Annotated in this window: 26 protein-coding genes and 2 pseudogenes; 12 read left to right on the plus strand and 16 right to left on the minus strand. The window is 66.0% G+C overall.

Annotation, left to right across the window (positions count from 1 at the left end):
* Positions 1-5: 5 nt before the first annotated feature.
* The 4 genes from CEX87_RS20590 to CEX87_RS20605 form a co-directional block, all read right to left on the minus strand.
* Positions 6-1,466, minus strand: a complete 1,461-nt coding sequence (locus CEX87_RS20590; RefSeq protein ID WP_094288899.1) for an MCE family protein — start codon at positions 1,464-1,466, stop codon at positions 6-8.
* A 2-nt stretch (positions 1,467-1,468) separates the two neighbouring features.
* Positions 1,469-2,323, minus strand: a complete 855-nt coding sequence (locus CEX87_RS20595; RefSeq protein WP_064397607.1) for an ABC transporter permease — start codon at positions 2,321-2,323, stop codon at positions 1,469-1,471.
* Positions 2,320-3,087 carry an MlaE family ABC transporter permease gene (locus CEX87_RS20600; RefSeq protein WP_064397605.1) on the minus strand — a complete coding sequence of 256 codons (768 nt, stop codon included), beginning with the start codon at positions 3,085-3,087 and terminating at the stop codon, positions 2,320-2,322. The genes CEX87_RS20595 and CEX87_RS20600 overlap by 4 nt, the downstream gene beginning before the upstream one ends.
* 248 nt (positions 3,088-3,335) lie before the next feature.
* Positions 3,336-3,950, minus strand: a complete 615-nt coding sequence (locus tag CEX87_RS20605) for a TetR/AcrR family transcriptional regulator (RefSeq protein ID WP_233151458.1) — start codon at positions 3,948-3,950, stop codon at positions 3,336-3,338.
* Between the two features lie 99 nt (positions 3,951-4,049).
* Between CEX87_RS20605 and CEX87_RS20610 the strand changes: the two genes are divergently transcribed.
* A complete protein-coding gene (locus CEX87_RS20610) occupies positions 4,050-4,907 on the plus strand; it encodes an alpha/beta fold hydrolase (protein ID WP_094288938.1) in 858 nt (285 codons plus the stop codon).
* 85 nt (positions 4,908-4,992) lie between these two features.
* Here CEX87_RS20610 and CEX87_RS20615 read toward each other — a convergent pair whose 3' ends face one another.
* A complete protein-coding gene (locus tag CEX87_RS20615; protein WP_094288901.1) occupies positions 4,993-5,949 on the minus strand; it encodes a hypothetical protein in 957 nt (318 codons plus the stop codon).
* A gap of 25 nt (positions 5,950-5,974) precedes the next feature.
* Between CEX87_RS20615 and CEX87_RS20620 the strand changes: the two genes are divergently transcribed.
* Positions 5,975-6,760, plus strand: a complete 786-nt coding sequence (locus CEX87_RS20620; protein WP_064426775.1) for an adenylate/guanylate cyclase domain-containing protein — start codon at positions 5,975-5,977, stop codon at positions 6,758-6,760.
* Here the strand turns inward: CEX87_RS20620 and CEX87_RS20625 are convergent.
* Positions 6,742-6,918, minus strand: a complete 177-nt coding sequence (locus CEX87_RS20625) for a hypothetical protein (RefSeq protein ID WP_094288903.1) — start codon at positions 6,916-6,918, stop codon at positions 6,742-6,744. The two genes, CEX87_RS20620 and CEX87_RS20625, sit on opposite strands and share 19 nt — an antisense overlap.
* A 42-nt stretch (positions 6,919-6,960) precedes the next feature.
* Between CEX87_RS20625 and CEX87_RS20630 the strand changes: the two genes are divergently transcribed.
* Positions 6,961-7,638: a hypothetical protein gene (locus tag CEX87_RS20630; RefSeq protein ID WP_064420150.1), complete on the plus strand. Its 678-nt coding sequence runs from the start codon at positions 6,961-6,963 to the stop codon at positions 7,636-7,638.
* 196 nt (positions 7,639-7,834) lie between these two features.
* Here CEX87_RS20630 and CEX87_RS20635 read toward each other — a convergent pair whose 3' ends face one another.
* From CEX87_RS20635 to CEX87_RS27705, 3 genes are all read right to left on the minus strand, one after another.
* Positions 7,835-8,653 (minus strand): LmeA family phospholipid-binding protein, encoded by an 819-nt coding sequence (locus tag CEX87_RS20635; protein WP_094288905.1) that lies wholly within the window; start codon positions 8,651-8,653, stop codon positions 7,835-7,837.
* A 303-nt stretch (positions 8,654-8,956) separates the two neighbouring features.
* A complete protein-coding gene (locus CEX87_RS20640; protein WP_064420148.1) occupies positions 8,957-9,232 on the minus strand; it encodes a WGxxGxxG family protein in 276 nt (91 codons plus the stop codon).
* A 156-nt stretch (positions 9,233-9,388) separates the two neighbouring features.
* Positions 9,389-9,874 (minus strand): SRPBCC family protein, encoded by a 486-nt coding sequence (locus CEX87_RS27705; RefSeq protein WP_094288940.1) that lies wholly within the window; start codon positions 9,872-9,874, stop codon positions 9,389-9,391.
* Positions 9,875-10,000: 126 nt separating this feature from the next.
* Between CEX87_RS27705 and CEX87_RS27710 the strand changes: the two genes are divergently transcribed.
* Positions 10,001-10,267 carry a hypothetical protein gene (locus tag CEX87_RS27710; RefSeq protein ID WP_094288907.1) on the plus strand — a complete coding sequence of 89 codons (267 nt, stop codon included), beginning with the start codon at positions 10,001-10,003 and terminating at the stop codon, positions 10,265-10,267.
* A 10-nt stretch (positions 10,268-10,277) separates the two neighbouring features.
* Here CEX87_RS27710 and CEX87_RS20655 read toward each other — a convergent pair whose 3' ends face one another.
* From CEX87_RS20655 to CEX87_RS20670, 4 genes are read right to left on the minus strand one after another with little or no spacing between them, the layout of a single operon-like run.
* A complete protein-coding gene (locus tag CEX87_RS20655; RefSeq protein ID WP_066807976.1) occupies positions 10,278-10,826 on the minus strand; it encodes a VOC family protein in 549 nt (182 codons plus the stop codon).
* Positions 10,827-10,848: 22 nt separating this feature from the next.
* Positions 10,849-11,385: a GNAT family N-acetyltransferase gene (locus CEX87_RS20660; protein WP_094288909.1), complete on the minus strand. Its 537-nt coding sequence runs from the start codon at positions 11,383-11,385 to the stop codon at positions 10,849-10,851.
* On the minus strand, positions 11,382-11,747 hold the full coding sequence (locus tag CEX87_RS20665) for a DUF1801 domain-containing protein (RefSeq protein ID WP_064397589.1): 366 nt from the start codon (positions 11,745-11,747) through the stop codon (positions 11,382-11,384). The genes CEX87_RS20660 and CEX87_RS20665 overlap by 4 nt, the downstream gene beginning before the upstream one ends.
* A gap of 40 nt (positions 11,748-11,787) precedes the next feature.
* Complete coding sequence (locus tag CEX87_RS20670; protein ID WP_066807970.1) at positions 11,788-12,147, minus strand: Rv2640c family ArsR-like transcriptional regulator; 360 nt, start codon at positions 12,145-12,147, stop codon at positions 11,788-11,790.
* A gap of 101 nt (positions 12,148-12,248) precedes the next feature.
* Between CEX87_RS20670 and CEX87_RS20675 the strand changes: the two genes are divergently transcribed.
* The 6 genes and pseudogenes from CEX87_RS20675 (at position 12,249) to CEX87_RS20700 (ending at position 15,758) form a co-directional block, all read left to right on the plus strand.
* Positions 12,249-12,731 carry an ArsI/CadI family heavy metal resistance metalloenzyme gene (locus CEX87_RS20675; protein WP_094288910.1) on the plus strand — a complete coding sequence of 161 codons (483 nt, stop codon included), beginning with the start codon at positions 12,249-12,251 and terminating at the stop codon, positions 12,729-12,731.
* Positions 12,732-12,792: 61 nt separating this feature from the next.
* Positions 12,793-13,335, plus strand: a complete 543-nt coding sequence (locus CEX87_RS20680) for a DinB family protein (protein ID WP_064397585.1) — start codon at positions 12,793-12,795, stop codon at positions 13,333-13,335.
* A 58-nt stretch (positions 13,336-13,393) separates the two neighbouring features.
* A complete protein-coding gene (locus CEX87_RS20685) occupies positions 13,394-13,774 on the plus strand; it encodes an ArsR/SmtB family transcription factor (RefSeq protein WP_094288911.1) in 381 nt (126 codons plus the stop codon).
* Positions 13,771-14,827 (plus strand): annotated as a pseudogene (gene arsB / locus CEX87_RS20690) (ACR3 family arsenite efflux transporter); the annotation flags it as partial. The gene CEX87_RS20685 and the pseudogene arsB, both read left to right, overlap by 4 nt.
* Positions 14,828-14,882: 55 nt before the next feature.
* Positions 14,883-15,317 (plus strand): annotated as a pseudogene (locus tag CEX87_RS20695) (arsenate reductase ArsC); the annotation flags it as partial.
* Between the two features lie 36 nt (positions 15,318-15,353).
* Entirely contained in the window at positions 15,354-15,758 is a 405-nt protein-coding gene (locus CEX87_RS20700; RefSeq protein WP_094288916.1) for a VOC family protein, read from the plus strand.
* Here the strand turns inward: CEX87_RS20700 and ychF are convergent.
* The gene (gene ychF / locus CEX87_RS20705) at positions 15,748-16,821 is read right to left on the minus strand and encodes a redox-regulated ATPase YchF (protein WP_064397576.1); all 1,074 of its coding nucleotides are present in this window, start codon (positions 16,819-16,821) and stop codon (positions 15,748-15,750) included. The two genes, CEX87_RS20700 and ychF, sit on opposite strands and share 11 nt — an antisense overlap.
* An 84-nt stretch (positions 16,822-16,905) precedes the next feature.
* Between ychF and CEX87_RS20710 the strand changes: the two genes are divergently transcribed.
* Positions 16,906-18,033, plus strand: coding sequence for a DUF6542 domain-containing protein (locus CEX87_RS20710; RefSeq protein ID WP_094288918.1), 1,128 nt, complete (start codon positions 16,906-16,908; stop codon positions 18,031-18,033).
* Here the strand turns inward: CEX87_RS20710 and CEX87_RS20715 are convergent.
* Both CEX87_RS20715 and CEX87_RS20720 read right to left on the minus strand, forming a co-directional pair.
* Positions 18,030-19,751, minus strand: coding sequence for a penicillin-binding transpeptidase domain-containing protein (locus tag CEX87_RS20715; protein ID WP_094288942.1), 1,722 nt, complete (start codon positions 19,749-19,751; stop codon positions 18,030-18,032). The two genes, CEX87_RS20710 and CEX87_RS20715, sit on opposite strands and share 4 nt — an antisense overlap.
* Positions 19,752-19,834: 83 nt before the next feature.
* On the minus strand, positions 19,835-20,836 hold the full coding sequence (locus tag CEX87_RS20720; protein WP_066809889.1) for a 4-hydroxy-3-methylbut-2-enyl diphosphate reductase: 1,002 nt from the start codon (positions 20,834-20,836) through the stop codon (positions 19,835-19,837).
* Positions 20,837-20,909: 73 nt separating this feature from the next.
* Here CEX87_RS20720 and CEX87_RS20725 point away from each other — a divergent pair, with 73 nt between their 5' ends.
* Entirely contained in the window at positions 20,910-21,479 is a 570-nt protein-coding gene (locus tag CEX87_RS20725; protein ID WP_064394980.1) for a lipid droplet-associated protein, read from the plus strand.
* Positions 21,480-21,488: the final 9 nt, after the last annotated feature.

Here is a 21,488-nt window from a genome sequence, read left to right on the forward strand (position 1 = left end):
GTGGATCATCCGAACGGGGGGCCCGGTCGGGCCGGCGTCGGCAGCGGTGTCGGCCGCAGCGGCGTGGGCTGCACCTGGGCCGGCGAGTGGACGATGAACGGCTCAGAACCCGGTGTGGGACCGGGATCCCGCGGCGCCATCGGCGGCGGTGCGGCCGGCAGGCCCGGCCACAGCGGAGTGCCGTCGTCGGCGTACAGGTCGGCACCGTAAGCCGGGGCGCCCGGGTACGGGATCGGACCTATCGCGGGTCCGCCGAACAGGTTGCGCACGCTCGGCGGTTCGGGCACCGCACGGGTGGTCGGCAAGTAGTTGGCGTATCCCGGGAAGCCGATGCCGGGGTTGGGCCGCCAGTCGATTCCGGTGCCGAACCCGGTGTTGGTGACGAGGTTGCGCACCGGCCAGTTCTGCGCGACGTCGGGCAGCGAGCCGCAACTGGGCTTACCGCCCGGCCCGCCCTTGGCGCCGACGATCGGCAGGTGATTGGGGTACCGATACGGGTCGTCACCGACGCCCAGGGCAACGTCCAGCACCAGGGTCCGGCCGTTACCGCCCGGCGCGTCGTACCCGCCGGTGTCCAGCAGGGTCTTGGCACCGGTCAGCAGGCAGGTGTATTCAGGGCTGTACTTGTACAGCAGGTTCGTCGTCGGCTCGAGCACGTTGATGGACTTGATCAGGTTGGCCTGGTTCGGCGCCAGCAGGTTGATTCCGCTGTTGGAGAGCCCGATGGTGGCCATCAGCAGCGCATCCAACTGGCTGGCCTGGGCGGTGATCGTGGCGCTCGTGGTGCTGAGCGCGTCCAAGGTGCTCAGAATGTCCTGTGCCGCAGCGCTGTACGTGTCGTTGAAATCCCGCAGCGCGCGCAGGTCGGCGGTCACCGTCTCGTAGCGCGGATTGACTTCGAGCAGAACCTGATTCGCGTCGGTGGTGGCCTGACCGATCAGCTCGCCCTGACCACGGACCCCCTCGGCGAGCGCGTACAGCGTGCTGTTGAGCTTGGCCGGGTCGATCTGTTCGAGCACGTCGACGATGTTTTGAAACACCGTGTTGGCTTCGACGGTGACGTTGCGCGACTCGATCACCTGACCGGCGGCCAGGTGCTGTGAACTCGGATCGTTCGGATAGATCAAATCGACGAACTTGGCCCCGAACACCGTCGTCGCCCGGATCTGCGCCTCGACGTTGGACGGGATGAACTGGAGCTTGTCCTTGTCGATCTCCAGCTTCAACGCCACCGGCTGGCTGCCACCCTGGATTGCGGAGACCCGACCGACCTGCACGCCGCGCAACTTGACCTTGGCGTCGGTTTCCATCACCAGACCCGAGCGGTCGGATGTCAGCGTGACCGTCTCGGTCGACCTGAAGGCGCCGACGAACAGGGCATACGTCAGCCAGATCGCGGCGGCGAGGATCACCACGAGGATCAACGTCCACCACGCGGGGTGCAGGCCTTCGTCTTCTATGTCCATGATCAGCCGGCCAGGTTGAAGTTGCCGGATTGACCGTAGACAGCGAGCGACAGCATCACCAGCACGAAGGCCGAGACGATGAGCGAGGTGCGCACCGCCCGCCCGACGGCCTCACCGACGCCCGCGGGTCCACCTCGCGCGGTGTAGCCGTAGTAGGTGTGGACCAGCATGATCATCACTGAGAGCGCGATGGTTTGACCGAACGACCACATCAAATCCGTGGGGTTGAGGAACGTCCTGAAGTAGTGGTCGTATACGCCCGTCGACTGACCGTAGATCACGGTGGTGCCGAAGCGTGCCGCCCAGAACGCGGCGATCACGCCGACGCAGTACAGCGGGATCACGACCAGGAATCCGGCGACTACCCGCGTCGATGCGAGGTAGGCGATGCTTCGGATGCCCATCACTTCCAGCGCGTCGACCTCCTCGTTGATCCGCATGGCGCCCAGTTGCGCGGTGGCGCCCGCGCCGATGGTGGCCGACAACGCCACCGCCGTCGTCGCCGGCGCGATCAGCCGCACATTGAAGAACGCCGAGGCGAAACCGGTCAGCGCCTCGACGCCGATCTCGGAGAAGTCGGTGTAGCCCTGCACCGCCACCAGGGCGCCGGTCGTCACGGTGAGGAAGCCGACGATGGCCACCGTGCCGCCGATGATGATGAGCGCCCCGGCCCCAAGGCCCATCTGGGCGATGATCCGGATCAACTCGACCTGGTAGTGCACGACGGTGTAGCGGATCGACGTCAGGGTGCGGCCGAAGAACTTGGCTTGCATCCCGACTCGGTTCCACGGATCGGCGACGCTCTTGAACCGGGCTTTCAGCCAGGGGAACTGGGAATGCGGCCTGGAAACAGTCACATCGTCACCTTCACCGCGACCGCGGTCGCGACGATGTTGATCGCGAACAACGCCATGAACGTGAAAACCACGGTTTCGTTGACCGCGTTGCCGACGCCGGCAGGTCCTCCGCCGACGGAAATGCCCTTGTAGCAAGCGATCATGCCTGCGGACAAGCCGAACAGCGCGGCCTTGAGCAACGCGATGATGACGTCGGTGGTTCCGATGAGCAACGTCAGACCGGCGGCGAACGCACCCGGTGAGACGTTCTGAATGTAGACCACGAAGAAGTATGCGCCGGCCAGCCCGACGAGGATCACGGTCGCCGACAACGCCAGCGACACCAGGGTCGCGGCCGCCACGCGTGGAACGACCAGCGCCTGAATGGGATTCACACCCATTACCCGCAGCGCATCGAGTTCTTCGCGGATGGTGCGCGCGCCGAGGTCCGCGCACATTGCGGTGGCGCCTGCGCCCGCGACCACCAGCACCGTCACGATCGGGCCGATCTGGCGTACGGTTCCGAGCGCCGCGCCCGTTCCGGAGAAGTCGGCGGCGCCGAACTCCACCAACAGAATATTGAACGTGAAGGTCAGCAACACCGTATACGGAATGGTCAGCATCAGCGTCGGCAGTATCGAAACGCGTGCGACGAACCACGACTGAGAGATGAACTCACGCCACGCGAAAGGTGGCCGAAACATCCACACGAAGGTGTCGAGCGCCATGGAGTAGAAGCCGCCGAACGCGCGCACGGGCTTTGCAATTGCATTGACAGCGACCATCAGTCGGCTCCCACCCGCGCGCTTCGCACTGCCATCTGCACTGCCATAGCCCGCTCCGACCTTCCCTGACACCAACAACCCGCGCCCGTGATGGCTGTGGCGCAAGGGTACACACAGCCGGACGTCCGGGAACCGTATATCGGGATTTTGCGGTTGAGCAACCGCCGACGTCGCTCAGCCGAGTTTCCCCACGACAGGGGCCAGTGGCTAACTTTCGCGCACGGCCTCCTCGAGGTCAGCGATGACGCTCATCGTTCTTCGGCGACGAACTGCCTGGCGCCCAGCGCGCGGAGCGCGAAGTCGAGCACGCGGGCCTTGGCCAGGCGCAGACCCTCGTGGTCGTCGAAGGTCTGGCTGATCAACACGCGACTGATGATCGCGTTGATGGCTACCGCATCCTGCTCGGGGTCGGCCAGCGGAAACGAACCGTGGTCGCGGCCGCGCCGCAGAATCTCTACCAGTGAGCGCTCGCGATCGGCGTGTGCCTTCTCGCGCGTCTCGCGATAGCCCTTGGCGGCGCGGACCTCGTCGGAGTCGATGACGGTGAAGTGCATCCGCATCTCCTCGTCGTGGATCAGCCCGAACATCGCCTCGATCCAGGCTTCGAGTTGCTCGGCGGGCGCACCCGACTTCTCCTCGAGGACGCGGTCGAGGCGCCGCGCCAACGCGTCGGTCTCCTCGCGCAGCATGGCGAGGAACAACTCGTCCTTGGATTCGAAGTGACGGTAGAAAGCGCGGGTCGAGACTTCGGCCCGCTGCAGAATCGCAGCGACCGGAACGGGTCCCGTGTGTGGTTGCGACAAACAGGCGTAAGCAGCCTCGATGATGCGCTCACGGTCATGGGCGGCAAACTCGGGCTGCACGAGCGCAAAGTATATTGACGCCCTCATCGCGGACATCGGGATCGACGGAAATTCCCGGTAGGTAACGTGAGCCACTGGGGCGAGCCGGAGAGGACGGCCGTGAGCGCGACTGACAGCGAACCGCAGACCGTTAAGTTCCGCGGGTCGGAGGACATCACCTTGGTGGCCGACGAGTGGAACCGTGGTGCGCAGACGCAGCAACCCTCCGTCCTGCTGCTGCACGGCGGCGGCCAGAACCGTTACTCGTGGAAGCAGACCGGACACGTTCTGGCCGGTCTGGGTCTGCACGTGGTCGCGCTGGACAGCCGGGGACACGGCGACAGCGACCGGGCACCGGGCGCCAACTACACCGTTGACGCGTTGAGTGCGGACACGCTTGCGGTCATCGAGCAGATCGGGCGTCCGGTCGCCTTGATCGGCGCGAGTATGGGCGGGATGACGGGCATGCTGGCTTCCGCCGCCGCGGGACCCGAAAAGGTCACCAAGCTCGTGCTCGTCGACGTGGTGCCGCGGTACGAGAAGGACGGCAGCGCGCGCATTCGCGAGTTCATGTCAAGCGGCATAGACGGATTCGAGACCCTCGACGAGGCGGCCGACGCGGTCGCCGCATATCTGCCGTACCGCAAGCGGCCGCGCAACCCCGAAGGTCTGAAGAAGAACCTGCGATTTCGCGACGGACGCTGGTTCTGGCATTGGGATCCGGCGTTTCTCACCGCGCCGATCGACGACCGGTTCGTCCGCGAGGAGAAGCTCGAGCACGCGGTGATGAGCTTGACCATCCCGATCCTGTTGATCCGTGGGAAGCTTTCCGACGTGGTCAGCACCGCGGGGGTTAAGGACTTCCTGGAGAAGGTGCCGCGAGCGGAATTCGTCGAGCTCTCCGAGGCCGGGCACACCGCGGCCGGCGACGACAACGACGCTTTCTCCGAAGTGGTGGTCCAATTCGTCAGCCGGTGACTCACGACCGCTGCATGCGCCGAAACTGAACCTCCGCGTCAAGAAATCGTGATGATTCGTGCAGAAGTTCAGTTTCGAGTCGCCGTCAGGCCAGCAGTGACACTGCCTCGTGAGGAGTGTTGGTCAGGATCTCGAACATCGCGCGCCGGTTGGCCGTCAACTCGGCGCGCTCGAACGCCTTGCCCGCCACCTGGATTCGGCAGCTGGCGATCGCGGAGTTGTAGCAGTATTTCGTCGCGCCGTCGGTGTCGGTGTACGTCAGCCCGATCACGTCGGACGGTTGCGTCACGATCTCGCCCTCGATCATCTGGTCGGCGACCCGCCCGCCGAACGTCCATGTGAACGGCTGGTAGTGGCCGTGGGTCTGCAGGCTGCCGCGGATCGAGCGCACGGCGAACTCCTGACCGGCATGCCGGAACACGAACAATGTCACACCGGGCAACAGCACCGGGCCGAACGCCGCTCGGGCAGTGACGATCTCGAGCGTCGTATCCGGTGCGTCGTCGAACCCGCAGACCTGCCCGTATGCGTACGACGGTGTGTGCCGCGTGCCCCAGTTGTGGTTGACGCTGCCGGTCCAGCCGTCGACAACGAGGCGGACATCGTCGAGTTCGAGCAACCCGTCGAAGCGCGCGAGGGGATGGCGCACCGTCGTCTTGGCGGTCGGAATCCGCGCCGCGTAGGCACGGTCGGTGAGCAGCCGGACCGGTGCTTCGTCGCCCGGGGTGATGCGCAGGTCCCACCGCGCCGAGCGGGGCCCACCGGTGACCACGCCCTCGGCCGACCGGTCGTCGAGGACGGTCGCGGCGATGCGCGCGGTCCAGTCCTCGCAGCCGTAGTCGGCCGACTCGATCGGGTACGGCTCCTTGAGCGCGCGGTTGCCCGCGCCGTCGGGGTCGAAGACCATCACCCACACGTCTGCGACCGCCTCCCCTGCCGCGGGAAGCAGCAGCGTCTCCCGGAGCCACAGCGCCTGAGGCAGGTCAGGGTGGTTGGCGCGGATGTAGCGACTCTCGTAATACGGGGGCTCCGCAGACGTCACCGATTCAGCATCCAATACTTGGTGTGTGACCGGTGCCCAGATCGTGGCCTACGTATTGGCGATTGTGGCGGCGGCCGAAGCCGTCGCGCTGGCCGTGCTGTGGATCCGCTACACCCGCCAGCGTGAGGAACTCGACGAAGCCCGTCGGCGTCTGGACACCAGGAACATGCTGTTCAGCGGCGGCCGCGAGGCGGTAAAGCAGGTGTGGCAGACCGCGAACATCCTGCGCAAGGACGGCCTCGGCGCGGCCGTGCGGTCCTCGATCGAGGATCTTGCGGACTGGGCCGAGGTCGAACGACCGGACCTGGCGCGGCTCTCGCCGAGCGGCAAGATGGTGATCATGTTCTCCGACATCGAGGAGTCGACGGCGCTCAACGAACGCATCGGCGACCGCGCCTGGGTCCGGCTGCTGGGCCGCCACGACAAGATGGTGCGCCGCCACGTAAAGAAACACTCAGGTTATGTGGTCAAGAGCCAGGGCGATGGTTTCATGGTGGCCTTCGCCCAACCGGAGGAGGCCGTGCGCTGCAGTATTGAGGTGCAGCAGTCACTTCGTCGTCCGCCCAACGGTATTCGCGTTCGAATGGGTATTCACATGGGCAAATCGGTGCGCCGCGGTGACGACCTGTTCGGACGCAATGTCGCGATGGCCGCCCGCGTGGCGAACGAAGCCAACGGCGGCGAGGTTCTGGTGAGCGAGGTGGTGCGCGACGCGCTCGCCGACGTCGGGGACATCGAGTTCGACGACGGCCGCGACGCCGAACTCAAGGGGTTCAACGGATCACACCGGCTCTATGCCGTCGCGTCCTGACCGTCGGCGTTGGTCTCGGCCACCCGCTGGTGTAGCCGCGCCCTGATGTCATCGGGTGTGTACGAATTGCGGCGCCGCTGATCGCGCGCGACCAGCGCCCCGCCTGCCACCACACCCGCCACACTCGCCAGCCCGACCCACTTCCAGATACCGCGCATGACGCTCAGTCTGCCTAAGCTGCGGATGTGAAACCAACCACCGTGTCGTTGGAGCAGGCGCTCGAGGCGACCCGCACCGGCGATCTGTGGCTGTTTCGCGGACGGTCGGGGCCGGACCGGGCGATTCAGTCGTTGACCAACAGCCCGGTCAACCACGTCGGGATGACGATCGCGATCGAAGACCTGCCGCCGCTGATCTGGCACGCCGAACTCGGCGACAAGCTGACCGACATGTGGACCGGGCGCAACCAACGAGGCGTTCAACTCAACGACGCACGCCAGGTTGTGGAGCGGTGGATCACCAACTATCACCAGCGCTGCTGGCTGCGCCAACTCACGCCGTATGCCAGCCGCGAGCAGGAGGACCGCGCGTTGAAGGTGGTCGCCCGCATGGACGGCACACCGTTCCCTAGCACCGCGCGGCTGACCGGCCGGTGGTTTCGCGGCCGCCTCGCCGTCACCGACTTCACCCGCGGAATTCCGTTCGTACACAAGAAGGTTCGCGATGCGACGCTACGCAGAAAACAAGAGAAGCTCCAAGTGGGGCTGCAGACCGCATACTGCGCCGAGACCGTCGCCATCACCTACGAGGAGATGGGCCTGCTGACCTCGGAGAAGCACTACAACTGGTTCGATCCGGGCTCGTTCTGGAGCGGCGACACGCTGCCGCTCGCGCCCGGCTATCAACTCAGCCCCGAAATCGCCGTGACGCTGGACTGATCGAGGCCCCAGAAACGAGGCTTGCAAGGCAAGGGAAACCCCTGCTTCTTTTTCGTTCCGGCCGCCATACCGTCATTGGCATGTTGACGTGGATGAAACTAACCGTGACACTCCTGCTCGCCGCACTCACGATGCTGTTGTCCGGGTGCGTCTTTGCCACCGGCACAGTCATCAGTACGGTCCCGATTCTGTAGCGCTAAAGGCGCGCGAAGCAGGGGTTGGCGTCCTCCTTGGGGATGGCGGCGTCTCGACTCGAGAATGTGCCGACTACGCCGGAGTCGGTGACCTCGACGCTGTCGGCTTGGATCCCGAGCGGGTAGTTGTCGTTGAGCTTCTTGGTCAGGTCGTTGAGCGCGGTCTGCACAGCCTCCTTGGGCAGCGGCCCGGTGACGTCGAGGACCTGCAGGTTGAGGTCACCGTCGGTGACGACGGGTTTGGCGCTGACACTGTTGTCGCCGGCCTCCAGGATCACCGTCCCCGCCGCGGGGTCGGTACGCACACCGGTGACCAGATTGCCGACGCCGGGCAGGTTCGCGGCAACGGTGTCCTTGATACCGGCCGACTTCCAGCTCAGCGTGGCGTCGAGCGACCCGATGGTGCCCTTGGAATCCCCGGTGTCCTGCAATCGCACATCGGCGAGAGTGACCTCCGCGGTCATACCGTCGGCGCTCTGCACCCGGTTTCCGTCGGTGGTGACCGAGATGTTGGTGTAATGCCCCGTGATGTGCTGCCACAGGAACGGGGGGTTCACTCCGAAGGAAATTTTGACGCCGTCCTCGGTCACACACTCGGCGACCTCGGTCAAGATGTTGTCCGCGCGCTGCCGCGCATAGAGCTCGCCGGCGGCCAGGCCACCCGCCAGCAGGGCGAGCACGATGACGGCGACCAGCGCGACCGACGTTTTGTTGAAACCGTGTCTGCGGCGCGGCTTCTCGTCGCCGCCCGGCGCCCCGAACGTTGGTGGTGGCGGCGGTGGGATCGGTTCTCGTCGATGGATCTGCTGGGTCGGCTGCACGTCGGCCGGTGACGGTGGTCGCGGGAAGCGTTGTGTCGGACCGGCGCTCGCCGGCCCCCTTGGGGTGCGGAGCTGCTCGGTCGGCCGCTCGTGCGGCGGCGGGGCCGGTTGCCGGGGCGGCTCCGGCGGCCGGGGCGGAGGTCGCCGCTGTGACGGGTGCGGTGGCGGCGAGCCACGGCCCCGCCACTCAGGCGGACCCGGGCGGTGCGGCGGCTGCGTCACGTGCGCGATTCTGCCCTATCAGTACTCGAGAAGCCCCCGCCAGGGCGGGCCTGGCGGGGGGCTCGTAGATCGAGTGAGGTACTACGCCCGCGGCGGCGGCGGGTTCGTCGTACCGGTGTTGCGAACGGCCGGGTAGTCGGCGTCCCTGCGCTTCTTCAGTCCGAGCAGGCCCAGCAGGCCCAGGAGCCCTGCAAGCCCCCACAGACCGGTGTTGTCGCTTTCCTGCTCGTGCTCGACTTCCTGCGCGACCGTCGCGGTGGTCGATGCGGGCACGGTCAGATCAGTCGCATTGGCGACACCAGCGCCGCCGAACAGCAAGCTGAGCGTCATGGCTCCCACTGCCACTGTTTTCTGCATCGTGTTGCTCCTTTTGTGTCGGAGCCAGTCGACCCATGGACATCGAGTCCACCCCCCTAGCTCGGGAGCAAGTGTTTACGCAGAAGAAACCGTTCAAACCTGATGCCGGCGAGATCCTGCACAACGCGTCGGGCGTGCATCGCTTGGGTGGGCCGGTCACTCGGCGCGAAACACGGCCTGTCGCCTCGCGAGGTAGTCCGCGAGGTTCTGCAGCGAAGAATTCATTCCCTCCGCGTGGTCGGCGGCCGAGACCCCGACCGGCACGTCTTCCGCGCGCAGTTCGACCCGGGTGCCGCCGTCGACCCTCGTCACCGACCACGTCATCGTCATCGTTCCGCCGAAAATCGCCTCGGCAGACGAAAATTCGACGGTTTGAACGACGCGGTCATCGGGCTCTATTTCAACGAAGCGTCCCTCAACGACATCGGAGTCGGCGTTGCTCTTGCCGCCCTGCGCGGGCGGGTCGCTGTATGTCAGGACCATTCGGTAGGAACCACCAGGCTGGGCGTCGAAGTGTTCGAATCGGCCGGTCATCCCCGACGGCGGTAGCCACTCGACCAGCGCCCCAGGGTCGACGAGCGCCTCGAAGACGCGGCTCAACGGCGCCTTGACCACCCGCGATGCGCTATCCGTGCGTGTCATCACCAACATTGAACCCGATTCTGCGATCCCCAATTCTTGGGATCGGTAGCGCGTCCGGCGCCTTCTACTCATCGCACCGGCGACGCGACACGACGCGAAGCCTCGAGAAAAGGAGATCAGGCAGACGTGAACGCACACGGCGCGAAGAAGTCGATGATCGGGGCGACGCTGTTGGGCGGTGCGGCCCTCGTCGCAGCACTCACCGCGGGTGCCGCCCATGCGACCCCGTCGCCGCTTCCGGAGCTGAGGATCGAATACTCCGATGTCGCTGCCCCCGGTGACGGTTCGGTGCGCGCCAGCCATCCGCAATCGCGGTTGTGCGACGGCTCGGTGCGCGTCGCCAGCCCTACAGTCCAGGCGTGTGACGGCTCGGTGCGGGTGGCCCTCCCCTGACTTCGGTCTACTAGCGCGGCAGGGTCCTTCTCGCCTGCCACGTGACTCCCGCCACGGTGTTCGCCAGGTCCGGCCTGGCTTTGGCGAATACCCGCAACGCTCGGTAGAACGACCAGACATGCCGGGGCGTCGGTACTTTCGGCACCCACGCCAACTCCCAGTGGATGCCGTTGATCGGATCGTCGAAGAAGACGGCGTAGTAGCCGGGCCAGTACTGCGGATACTCCCTCGGCGGGTCGGTGACCGGGACATCGCGCGCAAGCAGGAACTCGCGGTGGAAGCGATCGACTTCTTTGCGGCTACGCGCCCACAGGGCGATGTGGTTGATGCCGACGGACTGGTCGGCGTGGGTCAGCTTCGCCCCGGTGCGGGCAGGTTGAATGCCGATATAGCTGTGCGGGTTGACGTAGCGCGTCATGTAGTAGATCGACTCGTATTCCATGTTCATCGACGAGAAGCTGCTGTATCCGAGCCAGCCGAACAACGCGTCGTAGAAGGCGATCGAGTCGTCGTAGTCCAGCACCGCGAACTCCACGTGACTGACCCCGCGCCACCGCATCGCGACCTCCCCCCATTGTGTACTACGGAGTGTAGTACTCGTATGTCACGACGGTCATCGTTTCTCCAGATGGCGTGACCTCGTCCCGGGGACCGTGCGCCAGCACAAAGCCGACGCTTTCCAGTACCCGACAAGATCCGTCGTTCTCCGGAGCGGTCCGTGCCGTCAACCGAGACAATCCGGCTTCGGTGGCCAGACCAGCGACCGCCGACAGACCCTGACGGGCCGCGCCGCGACCGCGCCCCTGCGGAGCCAACCAGAACCCCACCTCTGCATCGGATTCGTGGATCTCGAAAAGGACAATGCTGCCGAGGAAGTCGTCGGACCACGCGTCCGCGATGGCCAGCACGGCGAGGGTGTCTTCGGTCAGACCGCGTGCGATGACGCCGTCGATCTGCTCGCGCACGATCTCTGCCGAGTACTCCCGCAGCGGTAGGTGTGCGAACCGTCGCACCGCGTCGTCGTCAGTGCCCGCTGCGAAGGCGTGCGCGTCGCCATGTCGCAGCCGACGGACAGTCACGTTGCCTTCGCCGCGGGGAAGCCGGTCGGCGATCCTCACTTGCGGCGCTTCGACGCCTTGTTGCTGCGGTTGACCTCGACGGCCCTGTTGATCAGGGCCTTGAACGCCTTGGGATCCAATTCATCGTCTTCGCGTAGATCGATCGACCGCCCGACCGGAGCTTGCAAACTCGCGTTGAAGAGTTTGTCGGGGTCGTCGATGGACGAGCCCTTAGCGAAATTCACCTTGACCTTACCCTTGTACATCTCCAGCGTGCAGATGAGGCCGTCCAACGAGAACGCAGGCACACCATCGGGATTCGATGGCTTGCGCCATTTGATCTCCTCGACGACGTCGGGCTCGGCTTGCTTGATCAGTGACCGGATGTCGTCAACCCGGTCGACGCGCCAGTCGTCAGTCATACCTCGAATGTAACGCCTCGCGGCTACGACCCCGGCGAGACTACGTGCAGCAATTTGGGTCCAAGACGGCGCATAACGCACCGAGCGCATCGCGGTGCGGCCGGTGGTACACGTTCATTCCGCGCCGGTCGGATTCGACCAGCCCAGCGCGTCGAAGCTGGGTCAGGTGATGGCTGACAGTTGATTCGGTCAACCCAAGTGCCGTCGCAAGTTCGCCGCTGTTCTGCTCGCCCGCCGACGAACTGAACAACATCGACATGATCTTCACCCTGGCCGGGTCAGCGAGCGCCTTGAGCCGAAGCGCGACATGGAGCGCGTCCTCGTCGCTCATCGGACCGGCGGCAACCGGTGCACAGCACACCGGCGCGGACATATCGATCACGGGCAATGACTTGGGCATGAGAAAAGTCTGCCACGGGTCTTGACATATATCAAAAAGGTGAGGAAGGTGGTGACCAGCCGGCTACTTCGATATATGTCTCACAAGTATGGAGGAACATCATGTCCCGCGTTCAGCTCGCCCTCAACGTCGACGACCTCGACGAAGCGATCACCTTCTATTCGAAGCTGTTCAATACTCCGCCCGCCAAAGTCAAGGAGGGCTACGCGAACTTCGCCGTCGCGGAACCACCCCTGAAGCTGGTCCTGCTGGAGAATCCCGGCAAGGGCGGCACGATCAACCACCTCGGAGTCGAGGTTGCGACGAGCGAGATCGTCCACGCCGAAATCGCCCGCCTGAGCGACGAGGGGCTGTTCACGGACGAAGAGATCGGCACCACCTGTTGTTTCGCCAAGCAGGACAAGGTCTGGGTGACGGGCCCGGCGGGCGAGAAGTGGGAGGTGTACACGGTGCTCGAAGACTCCGACACCTTCGGCACCAGCCAGCAGCGGCCCGGCGACACTGACGCTGAAGGCGGCGTCTGCTGCGGCGGTACGGCCGCGGACAGCGATGACAAGGTGGCGGCAACGTCTTCCTGCTGCTAGATGCGATGCGTCCCGCCGCGACCTCGTGGAGATCTGGTCGCGGCGGGCGCATCATCGAAGTATGGAGGCGGGCGGTGCGAGCGTCGATCGAGCCGCGATCAACGCCGACCTCGAACGTGCGCGCATCGACTTCCACCGACTGCTCGACAGTGCCGAACCCTCGGACTGGGCAAGGCCGACCGACGGCACCCGATGGACCAACGAAGAGTTGTTGTTCCACATAGTCTTTGGATACATGGTCGTTCAACGGCTAGTGGTGCTGATAGCGGTCTTCGGGCGGCTTCCGCGCGGGGCAAGCGCCGCGTTCGCTCGCATCCTCAACGCATCGACCCACCCCTTCCACCTGATCAACTACTACGGATCGCGGGCCGCCGCCCTCGTGTACAACCGCCGCCGGATGGGGACAAAGCTCGACCGTGTGATCAGTTCGCTCCAACGGCGGATGGCCCACAAACCCGACAGCGCATTCCACCGCGGCATGCACTTCCCGACCGGGTGGGACCCCTTCTTCAGCGACTACATGACGCTGGAGGATCTCTACCGATACCCAGGGCGGCACTTCGACTTCCACTCCCGCCAGCTCACCCTCACCCCGCGAACCTGAGGCGACGTTCACCCGATGGTCGTTTGCGTCCTGGATCGATGCCTGTCAATATCGATGGATGTCTAAGTCGTATCTCCCCTTGGTCGATGCGACGGCCTGCGCGTACGCCCCCGTCATCCGCGAACCGTTGTCGATCGCTGCCGCTGCCGACATCGCAGCCAAACTCAAGGCCCTGTCTGACCCAGTGCGTCTGCGCCTGTTCAGCCTGGTCGCCAGTCACGCCGGTGGAGAGGCCTGCGTCTGCGACATTTCCGGTGACTTCGACGTCACCCAACCAACAATCTCGCATCACCTCAAAGTCCTCAAAGACGCCGGGCTTCTCGCGTCCGAGCGGCGCGGGTCCTGGGTGTACTACTCCGTCCGTGCCGAGACCCTGATGACGCTGTCGTCGGTGCTGAGCACCGTCGCCGACGACGCGACAACCGGGGCACCCGCGTGACCAAGTCCCTCACCGCGGACGCGCACCCCACCGTCGTTGAGAAGTTGTCGCTGCTCGACCGCTTCCTGCCGGTATGGATCGGCATCGCGATGGTCGCCGGCCTGTTCCTCGGGCGACTCGTTCCAGGCCTGGACACGGCCTTGAATCACGTTCAGGTCGACGGTATTTCGTTGCCTATCGCGCTCGGCTTGCTGATCATGATGTATCCGGTGCTGGCGAAGGTCCGCTACGACCGGCTCGACACCGTCACCGGCGACCGCAAGTTGCTCATCAGCTCGTTGGTACTCAACTGGGTGCTGGGCCCAGCTTTGATGTTCGCGCTGGCTTGGCTGCTGCTGCCCGACCTACCCGAATACCGCACCGGCCTCATCATCGTGGGGCTCGCGAGATGCATTGCCATGGTGATCATTTGGAATGACCTCGCCTGTGGCGATCGCGAAGCCGCCGCCGTCCTGGTCGCACTCAACTCGATCTTCCAGGTCATCATGTTCGCCGTCCTCGGCTGGTTCTACCTGTCCGTGCTGCCCGGCTGGCTCGGTCTGGAACAGACGACCATTAGCACCTCGCCCTCGGAGATCGCCAAGTCCGTGCTGATCTTCCTCGGCATTCCACTGCTCGCGGGATACCTGTCTCGGCGGCTCGGAGAGCGGGCCAAGGGGCGCGCCTGGTATGAATCGACGTTCCTGCCCAGAGTCGGCCCTTGCGCGCTGTACGGCCTGTTGTTCACGATCGTGATTCTCTTTGCGTTGCAAGGCGAACAAATCACCAGCCAGCCCCTGGACGTCGTCCGCATCGCCTTGCCACTGCTCGTCTACTTCGCCGTGATGTGGGGCGGCGGTTACCTCCTCGGAGCCCTGCTCGGGCTGGGCTACCAGCGCACCACCACGCTTGCATTCACCGCTGCGGGCAATAACTTCGAACTTGCCATCGCCGTCGCCATCGCCACCTACGGCGCCACGTCGGGTCAGGCACTCGCCGGAGTCGTCGGCCCGCTCATCGAAGTACCCGTGCTCGTCGCCCTCGTCTACGTCTCACTCGCCCTTCGTCGCCGCTTCACCGACGACTTGACCCCGATACCCATCACGTCCGACCGGAGCGCGCGATGACGGGAAAGGGGGCCGACGGCAAGCCGTCCGTGTTGTTCCTGTGCACCCACAACGCAGGACGGTCCCAGATGGCGCTGGGTTACTTCGTCCACATGGCCGGCGACGACGCCGTTGGCTGGTCCGGCGGCTCCGAACCAGCCGATGAGATCAACCCCTCCGCAATCGAGGCCATGGCAGAAGTCGGCATCGACATCACCAACGAGTTCCCCAAGCCCTGGACCGACGAGATCGTCCAAGCCGCCGATGTCGTCGTCACCATGGGCTGCGGCGACACCTGTCCGGTTCTTCCCGGAAAGCGTTACGAGAATTGGGAGTTGCCCGATCCGGCGGGCCAGTCGGTCGACACGGTTCGACCGATCCGTGACGACATCGAAGAGCGCGTCCGCCGCCTACTCACCGACCTCGGCGTCCCCGTTCGACGCGTACCCGGTGCGTAGCGGCAGTGTTGCAACGTTCCAGAGGAGACAAGCACGATGGCAAACCGCTGGTGTGGAGTGACGATCGATTGCGCCGATCCCATTCGGATGTCGGCTTTCTGGGGCGCACTGCTGGGCATTCCTGCTTCAAGCGAGCATGGGGATGATCCGGACTGGGCAACGGTGGGCTCGCGCTCGGGACGGATTCCCCGACTGACCTTTCAGCGCGTACCCGAACCGAAGGTCACCAAGGTCCGCATTCATCTGGACGTGCAGGTAGACGACATCGACGCGGGCCGCGACCAGGTCGAATTTCTTGGCGGACGGTGGACGGGCATTCGCAACGATTACGACGAGGGCGCGGTCCTTGTGATGCTCGATCCCGAAGGACACGAATTCTGCTTGGTTCAGTACTTCGAGAACCACTCACCCGATGGTGAACCGGATTCGGTCAAACGTTGAACCGGAACTCGACGACGTCTCCGTCAGCCATGACGTAGTCCTTGCCTTCCATCCGCACCTTGCCCGCGGCCTTCGCGGCGGCCATCGACCCGGCCTCGATCAGGTCGTCGTAAGAGACGATCTCGGCCTTGATGAAGCCCTTCTCGAAGTCGGTGTGGATCACACCTGCCGCCTTCGGCGCGGTATCGCCCTGGTGAATCGTCCACGCGCGGGCCTCTTTCGGGCCCGCGGTCAAGAACGTCTGCAACTTCAGCGTGTGAAAACCGGCACGCGCCAACGCATCCAGCCCACGTTCGGTCTGGCCGATGGACTCCAGCAGCTCGGCGGCCGATTCGTCGTCGAGCTCCTGCAGCTCGGCCTCGATCTTCGCGTCCAGGAAAACCGCGTCGGCGGGTGCGACCAGTTCACGTAGCTCCGCCTTGCGCGCCTCGTCGGTCAGCACCGCCTCATCGGCGTTGAACACGTACAGGAACGGTTTGGTGGTCAGCAGATTCAGCTCCCGCAGCGGCGCGACGTCGGTCCCGGCGGCGAACAACGTGGTTCCTTCGTTGAGGACTTCCTGCGCAGCCACGGCGGCCTCATATGCCGGCCGGCGCTCCTTGTGCGTCCTGGCCTCCTTCTCCAGCCGCGGCAGCGCCTTCTCCAGCGTCTGCATATCGGCGAGGATCAGCTCGGTCTCGATCACCTCGATGTCGGACTTGGGATCGATGCGGCCGTCGACGTGCGCCACATCGTCGTCGCTGAACACGCGCACCACCTGGCAGATCGCGTCGCTCTCGCGGATGTTGGCGAGGAACTTGTTGCCCAGCCCGGCGCCTTCCGAGGCGCCCTTGACGATCCCGGCGATATCAACGAAGGTGACCGGCGCATGAACGATCTTTTCCGACCCAAACATCTTGGCGAGCTCGGCCAGTCGCGGATCGGGCAGCGGAACGACACCCTCGTTGGGTTCGATCGTGGCGAACGGGTAGTTGGCCGCGAGGACGTCGTTGCGCGTCAACGCGTTGAACAGCGTCGATTTCCCGACGTTCGGCAGGCCGACGATTCCCAGGTTCAAGCTCACAGGGTCCAGAGTCTAGGAGACCGTGACGGGCACGCCAGAACCGCGCTGACAGCCACACGGAGCCAGAGCCGGTACGGTCTACCTGTGTCTGCACAGCGCGCACGGTCGGCCGTCGGCGCCGACCACCGCTCCGCGCATCCCAACTTTCCCGGTGTGCCCGGGTGGGGCGGCGTGCTGATCGCGGTCACCCTGACGACGGTCGGGTTCGCGTTCGACGCCGGATCGGGCAGCCGAGAACTCAGCTCGGTGTTCGCGGCGTTCTACGTCCTCGGCTGCCTCGCGGCCGTACTGGCGGTCCGCCAGCAAGCCGTGTTCACCGCGGTCATCCAGCCGCCGCTGCTGTTGTTCGTCAGCGTGCCGGGCGCCTACTTCCTGTTCACCGGCGGCCAGTTCACCGGGGTGAAGGACCTGGCGATCAATTGCGGCTATCCACTGATCGAGCGCTTCCCGCTGATGTTCTTCACGTCGGCGGCCGTGCTGCTGATCGGTTTGTGCCGGTGGTACATCGGGATGTCGACACGCCGCACCTCCCCCGCCACCTCCGAGGACAGCGAGGCGAAAAAGCCCGCATTGGCCGCGGCCGTCACGACCGCGGTCACGGCAGCGGCGGCCAAGATCTCTCCGCTGTTCGCCCGCACGCCACGTGACAAGGACGACGAGGTCGCCCCCCGGCCGCGCCGCAAGCGCCCCGACACTGCGAGCCGGAACGCCCGCGCGGACCGTACGTCGTCACGAACCAGCAGGGCGGCCGCCGATCGCAGCGGTCGGCCGGCCCGGCGCAGTACGACGTCGCGGTCCCGCCATGTGCGGCCTCCTGCCACCGAGATCGTCGAGCCGATCGCCGAACGTCCTCGGCGCGCTCGCTCCGGCAGGCACGCCGAGCCGCAAGGGGCCGAGCCTCGGCGCAGGCCGCGCACGTCGAACCCGCGTCAGCCGGGTCCTCCGCCGTCCGAACGCCGCGCCGGCTACGACCGCAGGAGTCAGGACCGGACAGCGGACCGGCCCGAGCGCCGCCGTCGCTTCGACGACTACCAGCCTCGCGAGCCGCACGGCCGAAACGGCAGCAACGGCAACGGGTCAGGCAAAGGTACCCACCATCCGATCTCCCGGGTGCGCTACCGCGGCGAGGAAGCCGACGACCGCGCGGAGTACCGCACCCGCCGCCGCGCTCCCCGCGGCTGGGAGGCCGATTCCTGGGAGTACGACATCTAGCCTCGGGCGCGCAGGAAGCGGCCCGCGGCGTCCACCGCCGGAGCGGAGCTGCCCGCGTCGCTGACGAACACCGCCAACGCCAGGTCGCCGTCGATGCCGACGAACCAGCCGTGTGCGTGGGTGTCGTCGATGTACTCGGCGGTGCCGGTCTTTCCGAGCATCCCGGGGATGTCCTGTAGCTGCGTGGCCGTCCCGTTGGTCACGGTTTCGCGCATCATCGATCTGACCTGCTCGGCGACGGCCGTCGGCACCGGATCCGGCGTGCGGTCGGGCCTGCCCGGTTGACCCTCGACGATTGCAGGGGCCGGCGCCGAACCGCGTGCCAGAGCGGCGGCCACCAGCGCTATACCGAACGGCGAGGCGGTGACCTGGCCCTGGCCGATGCCCGCCTCGACGCGCAACGCCGGTGTGTCCGCGACCGGAACCTTGCCCGTGACCGTCGTCATCCCCGGCGCGGTGTAGTCGACGCCGAGGCCGAGCTGCGCCGCCGCCTTGGTCAGCGCGTCGGGCGGCAGGTTGACCGCCAGCCGGCCCATGGTCGTGTTACAGGACCGCGCGAACGCGGTGTGCAGCGGCACCAGACCGAGCTCGAAGTTGTCGTCGTTGGGGATCTGCCTGCCCTCGATGTTCTCGGTGGCGGGGCAGGCGACGACGCTGTCGGGGGTGACCTGGCCGGCCTGCAGTGCGGCCGACACCGTCACCGTCTTGAACGTCGACCCCGGCGGATAGAGGCCCGTCAACGCGATCGGCCCCTGCGCGTCTGCGGGCGTATTTTGCGCGACGGCCATCAGGTTTCCGGTGGACGGCTGGATCGCGACCAGCGCCGCCGGGGTCGCAAGCGGCGCGAGCGCGTCTTCTGCTGCCCGCAGCATCGCGACGTCGAGCGTGCTGGCGATGTCGCCGACCGGTTTGGCGTCCCGCCCGCCGACGCGGCGCGGTCCCGTACTGGTCTGTGCGCTGACCGCCCATCCCGCGGCCTCGTCGGTGCGCTGCTGCCACAGTTCGGACAACCCGGCCAGCGTGGGCGACGTGAGCGCCTTGTCGGTCGCCAGCAGACGCGTCTGGGGCGCGAGCGTGACATTCGCGAGCGCGGACAGCGGCGCCTCGATCGGCGCTAGGTCCTCCTCGCGGAGCGTGATCGCGGTGACCGGCTTACCGCCCGCCGCGTCGAGGTCGGCGCGCAGCGATTCGGCGGTGATCCCGGGCGCGATCGGGTTGAGCAGCGCGGCAACGGTATTCACGTCCGCGCCGGGCGACAGGTTGACCAGCGTCACGATGTGCTGGGTGAGCAGTTCCGCACCGGTGCGGTCCAGGACGCGTGCGGCCGGCTGGGGGTTGAGCGTGCTGTAGGACAGCGGCCCCTCGTCGAGGCCGGGAGCGACGGTCGCCGGTTTCCAGTCGATTCTGACGTCGCCGCCCGACGCGCTCGCCGTGCCGTTCGTCGTGTACGCCCACTGGGTGGCTCCGTCGCGGAACTTCCAGGTGGTGTCGAGGCGAAAAGTGGACGGCTTGTCGTCTTCGTGCTGCACCGACGACACCTCGACGCGCAGGTCAGTGCCGAGGCTCTCGAAGAGCTTGGTCAGCGTGTCGGTCGCGGCGGCGGAATCGGTTGTGAGCGCTGCGGCGGCTGCGGCGTCACCCTTGGCCAGCGCGGCAGCGAACGTACGCACCGCGTCGTTCAGGCGGTCTTGGCCAGAGGAGCAACCCGCGGCGGCCATGATCAGCGCCAGCACCAGCAGCGAGCGTGCGGCTACTGCAAGATTTACCAACGATTTTCGCGGTGAGTGCACGCTCGATGAGGTTACGCGCGGGCGGGGCGGATCTCCCGAGGCAACGCGAACACGAGTGTCTCGTTGGCCGTCGTCACCGGCTGCACCATGTCGTAGCCGTACTCGGCCAGCCGCTCCAGCACGCCGCGCACCAGGATCTCGGGCACCGACGCGCCGGAGGTCACGCCGACCGTCGTCACGCCCTCGAGCCACGCGGGGTCGATGTCGTCGGCGTAGTCGACCAGGTGCGCCGCGTCGGATCCGGCACCCAAGGCGACCTCGACCAGGCGCACGGAATTCGACGAGTTGCGCGATCCGACGACGATCACCAGCTCGCACTCCGGGGCCATCGCCTTGACGGCGACCTGACGGTTCTGGGTCGCGTAGCAGATGTCGTCGCTGGGTGGGTCCTGCAGGGTCGGGAACTTCTCCCGCAGCCGACGCACCGTCTCCATCGTCTCGTCGACGCTCAGCGTGGTCTGCGACAGCCAGATGACCTTGCTCTCGTCGCGCACGGTGACGTTGTCGACCGAATCGGGTCCGTCGACGAGCTGGACGTGGTCGGGCGCCTCGCCGGCGGTCCCGATGACCTCCTCGTGGCCCTCGTGTCCGATCAGCAGGATGTCGAAGTCGTCCCTGGCGAACCGTTTGGCCTCGTTGTGAACCTTGGTGACCAGCGGGCAGGTCGCGTCGATGACCTTGAGATCGCGCTCTTTGGCGGTCTGGTGCACGGTCGGGGCGACGCCGTGTGCGGAGAACACCACGATCGCGCCCTCGGGCACCTGGTCGGTCTCGTCGACGAAGACGGCGCCTGCCTTGGCCAACGTGTCGACGACGTGCCGGTTGTGCACGATCTCATGACGCACGTACACCGGAGCGCCATGCTTCTCCAGCGCACGCTCGACGGTCTCGACGGCGCGATCCACTCCGGCGCAGTACCCGCGCGGTTCGGCAAGCAGTACGCGTTTCCCGGTCACGCCACCGGCGACCGAGCTCGAGGCGCCCGGAATCCCCATGTTGATTGTCGGCGGCATGGCTACCAGGGTACGCACAGTGCCGTTCCAAGGCCGTTCGTCCCAGCCGAGAAGCCGCCCGTAGGCTGTGACCATGGCAACCGCACCGTATGGGGTCCGTCTGCTGGTCGGCGCGGCGGTAACCGCCATCGAGGAAACCCGCAAGCTGCCCCAAACCATCCTGATGTACCCGATGACCGTCGTCAGCAGCCTCGCGCACCTGGTGATGAAGGTCCAGCAGGACGTCGCCGACCTGGTCAACAAGGGTGACGAGACGCTGGAGACGATCTTCCCGCCCAAAGACGAGCAGCCCGAGTGGGCCACCTTCGACGAAGACGACGACGCTTCCGAGGCGCCGAGCTCGGCCGCCTCGAGCGACGGCGAACGGATGACCGAGGGCCGTTTTGCGCTGTTCAGCAACGGTGAGCCACAGTCGTCGTCCGAACAAGACGGCGAAGATGCCGACCTGGCGATCGGTGAGGCCCCCGAGATCGTCACCGAGCTCGACTACGAGTCCCTGACCCTGGCGCAGCTGCGCGCACGGCTGAACACGCTGCGCGTGGCGGACCTCGAGGCGTTGCTGGCCTACGAGGAAGCCACCAAGGGCCGCGCGCCGTTCCAGACGCTGCTCGCCAACAGGATCACGCGCGCGTCGGCCAAGTGACCACCCCAA

Origin of the sequence: Mycobacterium lehmannii (assembly GCF_002245535.1) — a bacterium.
GTDB lineage: Bacteria > Actinomycetota > Actinomycetes > Mycobacteriales > Mycobacteriaceae > Mycobacterium > Mycobacterium lehmannii.